Here is a 12,563-nt window from a genome sequence, read left to right as displayed (position 1 = left end):
GACATGAGAAAGGAAGTTCTACATATGAAACGTTCATTTCGATTCATGATCCCACTACTAGTTGCGGCTAGCCTCGCAGGTTGTGCGGGTAACGATAACAGCCAGCCAGCACCTGGTGGACAAACAAGTGCACCGCAGACAGCACCGCAAGAGAATGCAGACGAGCAGCCTGCCAAACAAACAAAGTATCCATTGACAGTCACGGATGCGACAGGAAAAGAAGTAACCTTTGCAAAAGCTCCTGAGCGAATCGTCTCAACATCACCTGCGGAGACAGAGATTTTGTTCGCATTAGGCTTGGAAGATCGGATCGTAGCTGTCTCAGACTATGATGATTATCCAGATGCGGCGAAGGCAAAACCGAAAATTGGCGGAGTCGTCAAACCAAATGAAGAAGCCATTCTTGCTCAAACGCCGGATATGGTCGTCGGTGGGATTTCGATGGAAAAGCCAGTGGCTGACAAGCTCAAATCTCTCGGAATGCCAGTCTACATTACCCATCCGACAAAGATGGATGACATCCTAAACAATGTTTTGGCGATGGGAGTTATCACGAACAGACAGGAACAAGCCGAAAAAGTCGTCGCGCAAATGAAGAAAGACATCGCGTACGTTCAAGAAGCAGTGAAAAATGTAAAACCGGAAGACAAGAAAAAGGTATACTTGGAATTTTCCCCAGGCTGGACAGTCGGAAAAGGCGAATTCATGGACGAACTCATCACGCTGGCTGGAGCGACAAATATTGCTTCCGACACCGAGGGATGGAATCCGATTAGTGAAGAAAAGATTTTGCAAAACGATCCAGACGTTATTTTGTATGCGAGCGGAATTACGGATGAAAAGACTGGCGTCAAGCTGGAGGATATGATCGCCAAGCGTAATGGCTGGGATAAAATGAAGGCGATCCGTGAAAAACAAATCTTTGGCATGGACCAAAATATTTTGTCCCGTCCTGGTCCGCGTATTACACAAGGCTTGATCGAAGTAGCCAAGGTGATTTACCCTGACTTGGTGAAATAAAATGAAGAAACGATTGTTCATATGGGGAGGAGTCAGCTGTCTCGTCCTTCTGGCATCAATAGTTATCAGCATCTCGATGGGGGCGGCGCAACTCCCCCTTTCGCAAGTATGGCTTATCCTGCTCCATCAAATCCCTGGCTTGTCTGAGTGGATCACCGTAACGTGGCCGGAGTCATCTGAGCAAATTGTCATGAAGGTTCGTTTTCCACGCGTTGTATTGGCTGTCTTGATTGGCGCCTGCTTGTCACTTGCAGGAGCGGGCTTTCAGGGAGTTTTGCGCAATCCGCTTGCAGATCCGTTTACGATGGGCGTGGCATCGGGTTCTGCGGTCGGAGCAGCCTTCTTGATCCTTTTTGGCTTGCAAATCACCTTTTTGGGTGCATGGAGCACGCCTGTCGTCGCTTTTCTTACAGGATTGCTCAGTTTATGGATCGTACTCGGACTCGCGAATACGCAAGGAAAGCTGCAAACAGAGACGCTGATTTTGTCTGGTGTCGTGGTGCAGGCTTTTCTCGGCTCGCTCGTTTCGTTTATGGTGTCCCTATCCGACCAGACGGTAAATGAGATCGTGTTCTGGCTTATGGGCAGCCTGTCGTTTCGAGGGTGGGCCTTTACGTACGTCTTGATTCCGTACTTAGTTATAGGTGGAATGGTGCTTGTGAGCTATGCGCGTTCCTTGAACCTATTTGCGTTGGGGGAGCGGCAGGCTGCGCATCTCGGCGTCCATGTGGATCGAACGAAGTTAGTGGTTCTGGTCGTCTCGACCCTCCTGACTGCAGCGGCGGTATCTATCGCGGGAATTATCGGGTTCGTTGGCCTGGTGGTACCGCATCTCGTCCGATTGCTGGTTGGTCCTGACCATCGTATTTTACTCCCGATGGCTGCGATCTGCGGTGGTATTTACGTGCTGTGGGCCGACACTCTTGCCAGAATGCTGCTGAGTCCAACGGAAATCCCGCTCGGAGTCGTGACAGCATTTCTGGGAGCACCGTTTTTCGCCTATTTATTGAAGCAAAATAAACGCTTTAGGAAGAGGTAACGTTAGCAATGATCAATGTGCGCAACTTGCAAAAATCGTATCAGGATACGCCTGTCTTGCACGGCATCGATTTTTGCGTGGACAAGGGAGAATTTTTTGGCATCATCGGGCCGAACGGAAGCGGAAAATCCACTTTGCTAAAAATAATTTCAGGTGTCATTAAGGCAGAAGCAGGAGACATTTTGCTTCAAGAAAAAAGGCTTCATTCCTATCCACGCAAAGAGCTTGCCAAAATACTGGCTGTTTTGGAGCAAGAGGGTCTGCCGCCAGTCGGCTTTCGTGTACGAGAGGTGTTGGAGATGGGGCGCTTTCCTTACCAAAATTGGCTGGGGGAAGAGAAGCAGGATGTCGCATCGCTCATTGATGAAATCGTACAGATGCTCGGTCTTGAACATTTGGAAGAGCGCACACTGGATCAGTTGAGTGGTGGGGAAAAGCAGCGCGTAGCTTTGGGGAAGGCATTGATCCAAAGACCTCAGGTGCTGTTGCTCGATGAACCTACGACTTACCTCGATATCGGGTATCAGATTCAACTCATGGACATCGTGCGAAAATGGCAAAAGACGACGCAGGTGACGGTCATTGCTGTGCTGCACGATCTGAATCTGGCCTCCCTATACTGCGATCGTATCTTGATGCTCCATAAAGGAAAGCAGATAAGCGTCGGCGCACCAAAAGACATCTTGCAAAGTGACAGAATAGAGGCTGTATACGGAACCAGACCGATTGTCATGGAGCATCCTGTCCATCATTTGCCGCAAATTATTTTGCAATCGCAAGTTTAAAGGGTTGTTGAAGGAGATAGAAGCATGATCGTACTCATTACAGGCGGAGCACGTAGCGGAAAAAGTACGTTTGCCGAAAAATACGCGGCTCATTTGGGCTCCGCGGGTGTTTACATCGCGACCGCACAAATCTCTGATGAGGAAATGGAAGAGCGGATCTTGCACCACCGAGACCGCCGCTTACAGTCTGGATTCTCTTGGCAAACGATCGAGGAGCCAAACGCATTGACAGAGTGGCTTGCGAAGCTCGGGGCACAAAAGGACATACAAGAACAGCAGACAGTGATTTTGGTTGATTGCTTGATCCTTTGGCTGTCCAATTGGCTGCTGCATGATGGAGTAGAGCAGACGTTTGAGCAAGTGCTCCAGCAGGTGGATATGCTGGTCCAAAAGCTAAAAGACTACCCAGGGACGGTTTTGCTGGTGACAAACGAAGTAGGCGACGGACTCGTCCCGCAAAACCCGTTGGGCCGTAAGTTCCGTGACTTGGCGGGCTTGATGAATCAACGTGTGGCAGCCGTTTCCGATCAAGTTTTTCTTGTCACAGCAGGGATTCCGGTAGAGCTAAAAGGACAAGCTTTCCGATTTTAACTCGGTGAAAAGACGGTTTCGAATCGTCTTTTCACCTTTTTTATGATATAATACAAGAAAAGCCATGGAAGGGATCAGGATACCATGCGTCCCCATAGGACGATCTGGAAACGTTTTGACCTCTCCTACATCTAGCTTCGTAGTAGTCGATCGTCACTGAAGGCGACTAACCTACTACGAAAGCGAGGCCCTTTGTATGAGTAGCGACTTATACTTTCGATGTTCCTCGGTAGTCGGTTGGTCGTCTGTGCCTAAACCGACAAAAATGCGAGGAAACCGTGATGAGGAGAGCGCTGCAGTTATCTAAGCGTTATAGTATGATTTTGTTTGGAGCATGTTTACTTGCTTTTACGTATTATCACATTAACTTTCAGAACCATTTGTCTGAAGGTGGGTTTGTTGGCTTGGGGTTATTGGCGAAGTACGCCTTTGACTTGTCGCCAGCGATGGTGATGCTTTTGCTGGATATCCCACTGTTTTTGGTTGCCTGGTTAGTAAGAGGCCGCCAGTTCATTTGGGACACGATTTTTGCATCACTTGCTTTTACCGTATTTTACGATTTGTTTGAAAGATTTTCACCGATTGTCATGGATATGAGCAGAATGATGCCGCTGGCGTCTGTCTTGGCCGGTGTATTGACCGGGCTGGGTACCGGATTGGTTCTGCGCTATGGAGCTGCGACAGGTGGAGACGATATTTTCTCCCTGTTGATCAGTAAGTACACGGGATTGTCCATTGGTACGGTCTTTCTTTTACTGGACGTCATTGTGCTTTGCATGTCGTTCTGGTTCGTACCGATGAAAGAGATGATGTATACCATTTTGGCCGTTGTCATTTCCAGCCAAGTCATCACCTGGACCGTCAATCATGGTGCAGGAATGGAAGCCATGGAAGAGGAGCACGGGCATGGAAGCGTCTCGATGACCCACCGGTAATGAGTAGATATTCAGTTGAAAAACATGCCTATACAAAAGCAAGCAAAAGGCCAAGTCGGTTTTCATTTCGACTTGGCCTTTTGACGTTTATGACCGTTTTTGTACATAAGATCCTGCTTTCCTAGTGGATACTAACCAACACAGATACTATCGATGGAAAGGACCTGCCATGAGCGATCCGTTTTTTAGCAACTACAAAGCATTCGTTGTCATACCAGCGGATGAGAAGCAAATGGGACCGGAGCCTTTTGAGCCGAAGGATTACGCCAGTCATTTCATCCTGACGTTTTCGTTGTACGATGCGGTTATTTCCTCTTGGAGGGAAGGGACAAAGTACAAAGTGCAGGCAAAGAAGGGGCTGTTGAATGTGATCGAAGGTTTCAACGCCAAGCGTCGTGGTACAGCCCGTCTTCATTTGTTGGAAATGGAAGAAGACCAGGCGTATTTCGTCCTGGCCTTGTCGTTGAAAATCCAAAAAGATAATGAGAAAGCGGTCATGGAGATGATCACCAATCTGCTGGAGAAAGATTTCGCAACCGACTTGTTGATCGGAGAGACCTGGTATCAGATTATTGGTGCCAAAGGGAAATTCGAGCGGAAGCTGTTCTCCTACAGTGTCCAGCCGTACGATTATCGACCAAAGTAATCAGCTAGTGCTTCTGTAATCGCCTGCGCAGCTTTGTCCTGATAGGACGATGTACGGACGATGTCTTCATCCTTTGGATTTGATAGGAAGCCAAGCTCAATTAAGACGGACGGATCATTGTTTTCGCGCAGTACGTGATAATTGCCGAATGAAATGCCGATGCTTCGTAAGCCGATGCCACCTGCCAAGCGAGACTCAATCGCTCGAGCTAACGGCTCATCTTTGTCTTGCGAATAATAAAACGTAAGTGTCCCGCTATTTGGCTTCAGAGAAGAATTGTAATGGATGCTGATGAAGGCATCTGCCGCCTTGGATTCGCTAAAAGCGACACGCTGCGATAGCGAAGGCTTTTCTGTGTCACTGGTCCTCGTCATGAAGACTTGCGCACCTCTTTGTCGCAATTTGCTGGCGAGCAGCATGGACGTTTTGTAATTCAGCGTTTTTTCCATGCTATTCCACTTCGTTCCCTGTGTCCCGATATCAGAACCACCATGTCCTGGATCGATGACGATGACTTTTCCTTTTAAGCCTGGCGTTTTCGAGCTTTTGGACATCGGAGGGCTGGACTTGGCATCGCCAATATACGTCGCAGACACCCAGCCTGTTTGTCCGTTGGAAGTTCTCGTTTGGATCCAGTCTCCTTGCTTTTTCAAAATGTCTACACGGGTTCCTCTGGGCAGCGAAACAATAATCTCATGGCTCGTGCTCGGTCCTTTTCGCATTCGAAGCGAATCGGCCAAAACTGTGCCTTGCTTGCTTTTGACAGTCGCTGTATTGGCTGGTGAAGAAGCTGAACCCGCACTCGTTACCGCACCTTTTTGCAAGTAATACCCCGCGACCCAGCCTACCTTTTGATTGTATTTAATTTTTGCCCAACCGTATGCTTCATCGGTAATCGTCACGACCGCTCCATACGGCACGGTAGCGACAACAGAAGCATTGGGGGCTGGTTCACTGCGAACGTTCAGAGAGGTTGCGACCACTTTTGCCTGGATGACACTTGCTGCTTGCGTCGGCTCCGTAATAAACGGCCATGAGAGACAAAGCCATAGCCCACATATGAGAGACGCCTTTTTACATGTTGTTTTCATCATTTCTACCTCTGAGTTGGATTAGCTACTATCTCACCTGAACTATAATAAGGGAAATGCAGGAAATCGAATAGGGTATGATTTCCTGATTTTTTGGGATAATCAAAGTGGTGACTCGGTATATCTTGCCAAGGCGTTCGTTGCCGACTCTGCCATTCGCTGTTTGAGCTGATCGTTTTCTATTACTTTTACCCGCAGGCCGAGAAAACGAATACGCGATAAAATAAACTCCTGTTCGTCGGATAGAAAGTGCAGGGTGATCGTATACACCTGCGATTCTGGATCAAAAGCGACCTCTTTATCAAAGCAGGAAAAAGCGTACAAGATGCGCTGGAGCTCAGCATTGTAACGACGGATGATCACAATTTTTGCCATCTGCTTGCGCTGGTGGATCTGTTCCGAAATGGTCGGTAAAAAACTGTCATACCATATATCTTCTATGTAAAGCTCATCGACGGAGCGAATGAGGTGCAGCGGAGTCGTGATCAGGCGATTGGAAGACATGTTCAACCAGATCAGGTACCAAGCCTTCTTAGCAAGTGAATATTCCAGCTTGTAGGGAACTCCTCGTTGATTGCGAAAAACCGGGCCTTTGCTTGTGGCTGTGGTTATTTTTATGTGATTCTTGCCGAGAATGATTCGTCGCAGGGTGCGCACGAGTGGACTCCAGAGCTGTTTGGCCTGCGTTTGCGCTTTTTCCACGAATCGTTCTTGTTCGGTCGACTCACTTTCTGGCATGTGTGTCAAACGACGAAGCTTATCGAGTGTAGTAGGCTCAAAAATTTCTGTCGCAGACGGATTCGCCAGCATCAGGGCGAGCCACGCTTTTTCGTGTGAGGTTACCGGATAAACACCTGCTTCATCCAGCCGTGTAACTAGCTGGTAATTATGTATCTTATCAAACAGATTCATAGTAGGCGAGCAGCTCCTCCCATTCTTTTTGGAATTGCTTTCGAAGAAACAGCGGTTCAAGAACTTCGACGCTTGAACCAAAGCTGCGAATCCACGGGGTAATTTCCATCGTGCTGTTCACGTTTATCTCGTACACAAAGCTCTCCCGTGATTCCTCTGTTACAATCCCCCATTGCCCTTGTGCCTCCACTCGCTCTTGGATAAAGGAATGAGGCGTGTCGCGAGGCTGAAAAAAGCGAAGGCGTACAGTTACGAGTTTTCCGGTATCAATCAGCCAACTATGGGCAATCCGCTCATCCGCACTTGCTTGCATGGAAGCGAAGATTTCCGGCGTAACGGAGTTGCCTGTTACGAGCTTGGTCATACCTTCCACGCGGTATTTTCGCAGCGGACCATTGCCGCATCCTTGGGCCAGTAAGTACCATCTGCCGTATTGATGATCAAAAATAACCCGGAGTGGAATCACTTTTTGATGTCGCCCGGATGTATCCCGTTGGAAAGCCGGATTCGTATTTTGGGAATCGTAAAACTTTCGACGTTTGGGCGTGTAGTAGTGAAATTCAACGATCTTTCGCTGACGAATGGCTTCCGTGAGAAGCAAAGCTTGATATTCATCGAGAATACGTGAGACGAAATGATATTTGTATAAAAACGCAGATGCATCGGTTAGCTTCAAGCGATATTTGAGATAACGCTTCACTTTTTCTTGCAAGAGATAACCAGGGACAGCCGGCAACTGTGTATTGGCCATGAAGTCGATGAAATCATACAGATCCAATAACTCGTCGTCCGTCAGCGAGTCCAGTAGCTCACCGTCGAATTGATAAACGTACGGCCTGACCTCACTAACATTTTTTATCACGCCAATTTCTTCAAGGTATTTCATGTCCTGACGAATCGTCTTTTCATCGGGCTCTGTATCTACAAACGTATCCAGCAAGTCTTTAATGGAGAGAGGCTGTTGTCTGAGCTTTTCCAAGGTGTGCGACAGTCGCTCTACTTCCGAATCCTTCAATGATTTTGCATGATACAAAAACATCAAGAAATTGTCCGTCACCTCAAAATAGTTGTAACGAAGCTGCGCGTAATACTCTTTTTTCTCCTCATCGCCGACATGCTGATAAAAGGTCGATTGGATGTCCTTCAGCTTTTTAATCGTTTTATCAAGTGTATGAACGGAGATCCCGAGCCGCTCGGCTAACTGCTGCCGATTGTAGGCACCAGCGGTCAAAAACAGGAGACGGAGCAATTGCAGCTCTTTGTCAAAGCTTTCGCGTGCCATTACATTCATCCTTATTCATTCGTCATTTATTTCCAAATTAGTCCTCATATTACGAAGAGGCTGAAGAGAAGTCAATGATAAAAAGAGGTTCGTAATACTTTTGCCATGTTCAAACCACATGCACGGATGGAAAATAAGGGTATGAAAAACAGCGAAGGCTGTGAGAGATAGGAGAAATGGATAATGAAAACAATTTTGCATGGTAACAACCATCGTGAAGTGAAGCTGGAGCATGGAGATGTGCACGTTTTTGCGAATGACGAAGTCTTTGCGAGCTTCGGTGAACGCGTATATCAAATGGCTGACAATAATTTGCGTATTCCGCGAAATGTTTATTTTTCGTATACCCCCGATGCGCACGTGGGCGTTGGGACCTGCATTGGGACGACAGCGGTTTGGAATCTTGCCGATGGATTTGTCTCGCCTTCCATCGTCGGCTCCGACATTGGATGTGGAATGCGTGTCCATCTGACTCCGTTGCATCGAGATGACCTCAAAGACAAGAGCTTAAAGCGTGCATTGATTGAAGCGATCGAAGCCTACGTCCCGACAAACGAACGGGGGCATACGCATTTTACAGATATTCGCTTGGAGGAAGTAGTGAAACATGGTTTAAAAGGACTGCCTGGCAACTACATTCCGGATACTGAAGAATCGCCTGACACCCTAAGTCGTTCTTTCTCGCATGTGGAAAAGTACACATTTGAATTCGACCATTCCTTCCTGGAGCAAATTCCGCAAAAATCTTGGAGTCGTGCGTGGGGCCAGTTGGGAACATTGGGGGGCGGTAACCACTTTATTGAGATCCAGCATATCGAGATCGCGGAGGAGAACAGAGAGATTGCGAAAGCGTGGGGACTGTTCGACGGTCAGGTCGTCATCATGATTCATTCCGGTTCGCGGGCGTGGGGGGCAATGCTAGGGCGTGATTACACCAAAAGCTTCAAGGAAGTCATGTACAAATGGGGGATTCATAATCCCGAGCCGAGCCTGGTATATGCTCCGATTCAAAGCGAGGAAGGGCAACAGTATTTGAATTTGATGTACTCCGCGCTGAACTTTGCGGTAACGAATCGGCATATGATCGGATTTTCAGTGGAGCAGGCCTTTCGGGATGTTTTCGGTAGCGAGATGCGTACGCCAGTCCTGTATGATTTGATGCATAATTACGCCTTGAAAGAATTTCATCGCAACACACCGATGCTCGTCCACCGTAAAGGAGCGACGAAGGCGTTGCCAGCAGGCCATTTCCAAAATCCGAAGGCTTACCGTGATACGGGACATCCAGCTTTAATTCCAGGTTCTATGGGAACATCGTCCTATATCATGGTCGGATCGGACGCCGGAGCCAAAAACTTTTATTCGATCTGCCATGGTGCAGGGCGTGTTCGTTCCCGCAAAGCAACGAAGGAGCTTGTGACGATCGATCAATTCGAGCAGGCAATGCGCGTGGGACAGGAAGACGAGATCATGGTGAATCACCGTTCGCTCGCTTCTATCCTTGATGAATGCCCGCAAGCCTATAAAGATGTAGATCAAATCATCGATTCGGTTGTGGGAGCAAATCTTGCATCTGTCGTCGCAAAATGTAACCCTCTTATTGCCATAAAAGGAGTATAATGAAGAGTGGCTTCCTGAAAAATTTTAGGGGGAGCCACCTTTTGTGATTTAACTTACACTAAATAATAGAAATTAAATTGTGAACAAATTGCGTGAGAAGTTTCGAAAAATAGGTTCGAATGTAACATAAATTGCTTCGCTTCCTCAACCGATACCAAAAGAGAGACAAAATAGGGGAGATAGGGGAACAGATATGCCTACATACTATTACTTCACCTGCCTAAAATGCCGAACCCGGGGGGGAGTTTTCGGCGAACAGGCCTGGGGCTGGGGGAACTTTGACATGATCGAGTCCTTCAAATACCTGGCTCACCACATCCGTACATGTGGAGAAGATTCGATTCGCGTGATTTCTGAGGATGTAGATGATTATGTAGATCAGTTGCACGGAGAGTACAACACCTTCCTGGAGCAAACGAAGCATATATTTCCACATTCCAAAGATTGGGAGTTCCTTGATCGATGGAAAACATTAAAAGTAGAAGAAATGAAGCTAAAATGGGTCGAGGAAAACCGGATTATGCATCCAGATGATCGGATGAAAATATGCGGAGTCATTGATGCCGTGGACATCTTGAAAGAAGGGGCGGGAAGAGTCTCCTTCAGTGCTAGCGTGACGGATGATGATGGGAAAGTGTGGAAAGTTATAGCTGACATGCGCGAATTACCCATTTTAAAACACTCGTATATCATCATTGGCGTCATGCAGGAGCATCCTATATTAGGGGAAGTCATCGAGGTGTACAAGATGATTCCACGAGTCGCCGTCCAAGAGGAAAGGGGTAACGATCATGATACTGGAGACAATCGGGCAATTACTGATTAAAGTGCGCGAGGAAAATCCACTTGTACATAACATGACGAACGTAGTTGTCACGAACTTTACAGCGAACGGCTTGTTAGCCCTTGGTGCATCACCTGTCATGGCGTATGCCAAACAAGAAGTGGCAGACATGGCAAAAATCGCAGGAGCTCTTGTATTGAATATAGGGACATTGAATGAGCGTGAGATCGAAGCGATGCTGATCGCAGGAAAATCGGCGAATCAGCATGGCGTACCTGTTTTGTTTGATCCAGTGGGAGCGGGAGCAACAACGTACCGAACCGAGACAAGTCAACACCTTGCGCAGGAACTCGATCTTACCCTCATTAGAGGGAATGCTGCCGAGATTGCCAATGTCATCGGGGAGCGCTGGGAGATTAAAGGTGTAGATGCGAAGGAAACGGGCGGAGATGTTGAGGACCTAGCGAGAGCAGCAGCCAAAAAACTAAGGACAATCGTTGCGATTACAGGTAAGGTCGATGTGATTTCGGATGGAGAAACGACTTACTCGATTCGTAATGGTCATCCTATCTTAACGAAGGTGACCGGAACTGGCTGTTTGTTAACGTCTGTTATGGGAGCGTTTGCAGCCATTGCAAATGACAAGCTGATCGCAGGAGCTGCCGCATTGGTATGTTACGGTGTTGCTGCGCAGCTGGCAGCAGAGAAAGCAGCAGGAGTAGGTCCAGGCAGTTTCCAAGTCGATTTTTTGAATGCCTTGCATAACGTGACCGCAGACGATGTGCGCCGTTTGGGGTATATCGAAAAAAGAGAATAAAAATTCCCCTTTAAAAAGGGGAGAAAAATGGCCGTAGAACGATTAAGCTAGATATGTTAGGCAGTAGCTGTAATTTCGTAGTGAATAAGACAGCAGCTTCTTCTGGTGCTCGGATAGTGCTAGGAATATAAATTCAACTTGATCATCATCGTATGGACGGACATAAAAACGGGAAATACCATGACAAATAATTTCTCTCTTTAACGTCAGCGCCGCACTGGCGTCTGTTCGTATGTGCAATTCCACGCTGCGTACCCTCCTTGGACATTCAATAGAGTACCAAAAAAATACAAGGAAAAACAAGGTAATTATGTCTGATTCATGTCCAAGTTGTTACCATTTTTTGTATGAAGACTGACAAGGAGAACGATTCAGAAAAGACTAGCGGGGGTTGCTGGGAAAGCACCCTGTTCGAGAGAAAAAATTCGAGATGAGGCCGGCCATTCTCCCTTTTTCCGTTGAGTTATTTACTTTATTTCGAAGGCAGCGTACGAGCTCCTGATCGCAATGACATGAAAAATAGCCGTGCTTTTGATAGCAATCATCATGCCTCTTGCAGCATCTGTCGACGTCATCAATCGGCGCGTCCGGCCCGGAGCATCCAGGCCCACACCAGTTTCCGTACAAACAGGGGAAGCCTACTGATCGGCGTTTTCTTTTTGACAACTGGCATCACTCCGTCTTGTAAAGGGATACTACTTGTATCATATTGAACAGAAAGTGAACTTGCTTTAGGCAATCTCCCTTTTTTTCGTTTCGATAGATATTCGCCTGATACGAATGGCAAAGAGGTTCACCAAGGGCAAAACTTTCAAAATATCACTTGAAATCATGTTGTGAATATGATAGATTAATTCTTGCCGAAGCGAACGCTTGCAGGCACGATGGATGGATGTCCGAGCGGCCGAAGGAGCACGATTGGAAATCGTGTAGGCGGTGTCGAACCGTCTCGTGGGTTCAAATCCCACTCCATCCGCCATCATACTTGGCCCGTTGGTGAAGCGGTTTAACACAGCAGCCTTTCACGCTGTCATACAGGGG

At 47.5% G+C, this 12,563-nt stretch carries 12 protein-coding genes and 1 tRNA gene; 10 read left to right on the top strand and 3 right to left on the bottom strand.

Translation table 11 applies throughout. The annotated features are described in order from the left end of the window. Positions 1–24: 24 nt before the first annotated feature. The 6 genes from ACQ5DJ_RS26645 to ACQ5DJ_RS26620 all read left to right on the top strand — a co-directional run bounded on the left by ACQ5DJ_RS26645 (position 25) and on the right by ACQ5DJ_RS26620 (position 5,016). Positions 25–1,020, top strand: coding sequence for a helical backbone metal receptor (locus tag ACQ5DJ_RS26645; protein WP_429845064.1), 996 nt, complete (start codon positions 25–27; stop codon positions 1,018–1,020). Position 1,021: 1 nt separating this feature from the next. Beyond that, entirely contained in the window at positions 1,022–2,059 is a 1,038-nt protein-coding gene (locus ACQ5DJ_RS26640; protein WP_392430292.1) for a FecCD family ABC transporter permease, read from the top strand. An 8-nt stretch (positions 2,060–2,067) separates the two neighbouring features. Then, on the top strand, positions 2,068–2,844 hold the full coding sequence (locus ACQ5DJ_RS26635; RefSeq protein WP_429845063.1) for an ABC transporter ATP-binding protein: 777 nt from the start codon (positions 2,068–2,070) through the stop codon (positions 2,842–2,844). A gap of 24 nt (positions 2,845–2,868) precedes the next feature. Continuing rightward, positions 2,869–3,435: a bifunctional adenosylcobinamide kinase/adenosylcobinamide-phosphate guanylyltransferase gene (cobU, locus tag ACQ5DJ_RS26630; RefSeq protein WP_429845062.1), complete on the top strand. Its 567-nt coding sequence runs from the start codon at positions 2,869–2,871 to the stop codon at positions 3,433–3,435. Between the two features lie 278 nt (positions 3,436–3,713). Beyond that, entirely contained in the window at positions 3,714–4,370 is a 657-nt protein-coding gene (locus ACQ5DJ_RS26625) for a YitT family protein (RefSeq protein ID WP_144613924.1), read from the top strand. 169 nt (positions 4,371–4,539) lie between these two features. After that, on the top strand, positions 4,540–5,016 hold the full coding sequence (locus ACQ5DJ_RS26620; protein ID WP_429845061.1) for a hypothetical protein: 477 nt from the start codon (positions 4,540–4,542) through the stop codon (positions 5,014–5,016). On the opposite strand, the gene ACQ5DJ_RS26615 is transcribed toward ACQ5DJ_RS26620, so the two are convergent. From ACQ5DJ_RS26615 to ACQ5DJ_RS26605, 3 genes are all read right to left on the bottom strand, one after another. After that, complete coding sequence (locus ACQ5DJ_RS26615) at positions 5,001–6,107, bottom strand: N-acetylmuramoyl-L-alanine amidase (protein ID WP_429845089.1); 1,107 nt, start codon at positions 6,105–6,107, stop codon at positions 5,001–5,003. The two genes, ACQ5DJ_RS26620 and ACQ5DJ_RS26615, sit on opposite strands and share 16 nt — an antisense overlap. A 102-nt stretch (positions 6,108–6,209) precedes the next feature. Then, a complete protein-coding gene (locus ACQ5DJ_RS26610) occupies positions 6,210–7,019 on the bottom strand; it encodes a WYL domain-containing protein (RefSeq protein WP_429845060.1) in 810 nt (269 codons plus the stop codon). Beyond that, complete coding sequence (locus ACQ5DJ_RS26605) at positions 7,006–8,301, bottom strand: helix-turn-helix transcriptional regulator (protein ID WP_429845059.1); 1,296 nt, start codon at positions 8,299–8,301, stop codon at positions 7,006–7,008. Before ACQ5DJ_RS26605 ends, ACQ5DJ_RS26610 begins: the two co-directional genes overlap by 14 nt. 183 nt (positions 8,302–8,484) lie before the next feature. Between ACQ5DJ_RS26605 and ACQ5DJ_RS26600 the strand changes: the two genes are divergently transcribed. The 4 genes from ACQ5DJ_RS26600 to ACQ5DJ_RS26585 all read left to right on the top strand — a co-directional run bounded on the left by ACQ5DJ_RS26600 (position 8,485) and on the right by ACQ5DJ_RS26585 (position 12,501). Continuing rightward, positions 8,485–9,921 carry an RtcB family protein gene (locus ACQ5DJ_RS26600; RefSeq protein ID WP_429845058.1) on the top strand — a complete coding sequence of 479 codons (1,437 nt, stop codon included), beginning with the start codon at positions 8,485–8,487 and terminating at the stop codon, positions 9,919–9,921. 283 nt (positions 9,922–10,204) lie between these two features. Then, on the top strand, positions 10,205–10,747 hold the full coding sequence (locus tag ACQ5DJ_RS26595) for a hypothetical protein (RefSeq protein WP_429845057.1): 543 nt from the start codon (positions 10,205–10,207) through the stop codon (positions 10,745–10,747). Further along, complete coding sequence (thiM, locus tag ACQ5DJ_RS26590) at positions 10,713–11,522, top strand: hydroxyethylthiazole kinase (protein ID WP_429845056.1); 810 nt, start codon at positions 10,713–10,715, stop codon at positions 11,520–11,522. The genes ACQ5DJ_RS26595 and thiM overlap by 35 nt, the downstream gene beginning before the upstream one ends. An 886-nt stretch (positions 11,523–12,408) precedes the next feature. Continuing rightward, positions 12,409–12,501, top strand: a tRNA-Ser gene (locus ACQ5DJ_RS26585). Positions 12,502–12,563: the final 62 nt, after the last annotated feature.

The organism is Brevibacillus sp. FIR094, assembly GCF_050477165.1.
Classification (GTDB): Bacteria; Bacillota; Bacilli; order Brevibacillales; family Brevibacillaceae; genus Brevibacillus.
Note: the sequence above shows the minus strand (reverse complement) of the source record. Positions and strands in the feature narration are given on the sequence as shown.

Coding starts and splice junctions, on each gene's coding strand:
- ACQ5DJ_RS26595 (WP_429845057.1), top strand. CDS start 10,205: ATGATCGAGTCCTTCAAATACCTGGCTCACCACATCCGTACATGTGGA.
- ACQ5DJ_RS26635 (WP_429845063.1), top strand. CDS start 2,068: ATGATCAATGTGCGCAACTTGCAAAAATCGTATCAGGATACGCCTGTC.
- ACQ5DJ_RS26640 (WP_392430292.1), top strand. CDS start 1,022: ATGAAGAAACGATTGTTCATATGGGGAGGAGTCAGCTGTCTCGTCCTT.
- ACQ5DJ_RS26620 (WP_429845061.1), top strand. CDS start 4,540: ATGAGCGATCCGTTTTTTAGCAACTACAAAGCATTCGTTGTCATACCA.
- cobU (WP_429845062.1), top strand. CDS start 2,869: ATGATCGTACTCATTACAGGCGGAGCACGTAGCGGAAAAAGTACGTTT.
- thiM (WP_429845056.1), top strand. CDS start 10,713: ATGATACTGGAGACAATCGGGCAATTACTGATTAAAGTGCGCGAGGAA.
- ACQ5DJ_RS26605 (WP_429845059.1), bottom strand. CDS start 8,301: ATGGCACGCGAAAGCTTTGACAAAGAGCTGCAATTGCTCCGTCTCCTG.
- ACQ5DJ_RS26600 (WP_429845058.1), top strand. CDS start 8,485: ATGAAAACAATTTTGCATGGTAACAACCATCGTGAAGTGAAGCTGGAG.
- ACQ5DJ_RS26610 (WP_429845060.1), bottom strand. CDS start 7,019: ATGAATCTGTTTGATAAGATACATAATTACCAGCTAGTTACACGGCTG.
- ACQ5DJ_RS26615 (WP_429845089.1), bottom strand. CDS start 6,107: ATGAAAACAACATGTAAAAAGGCGTCTCTCATATGTGGGCTATGGCTT.
- ACQ5DJ_RS26645 (WP_429845064.1), top strand. CDS start 25: ATGAAACGTTCATTTCGATTCATGATCCCACTACTAGTTGCGGCTAGC.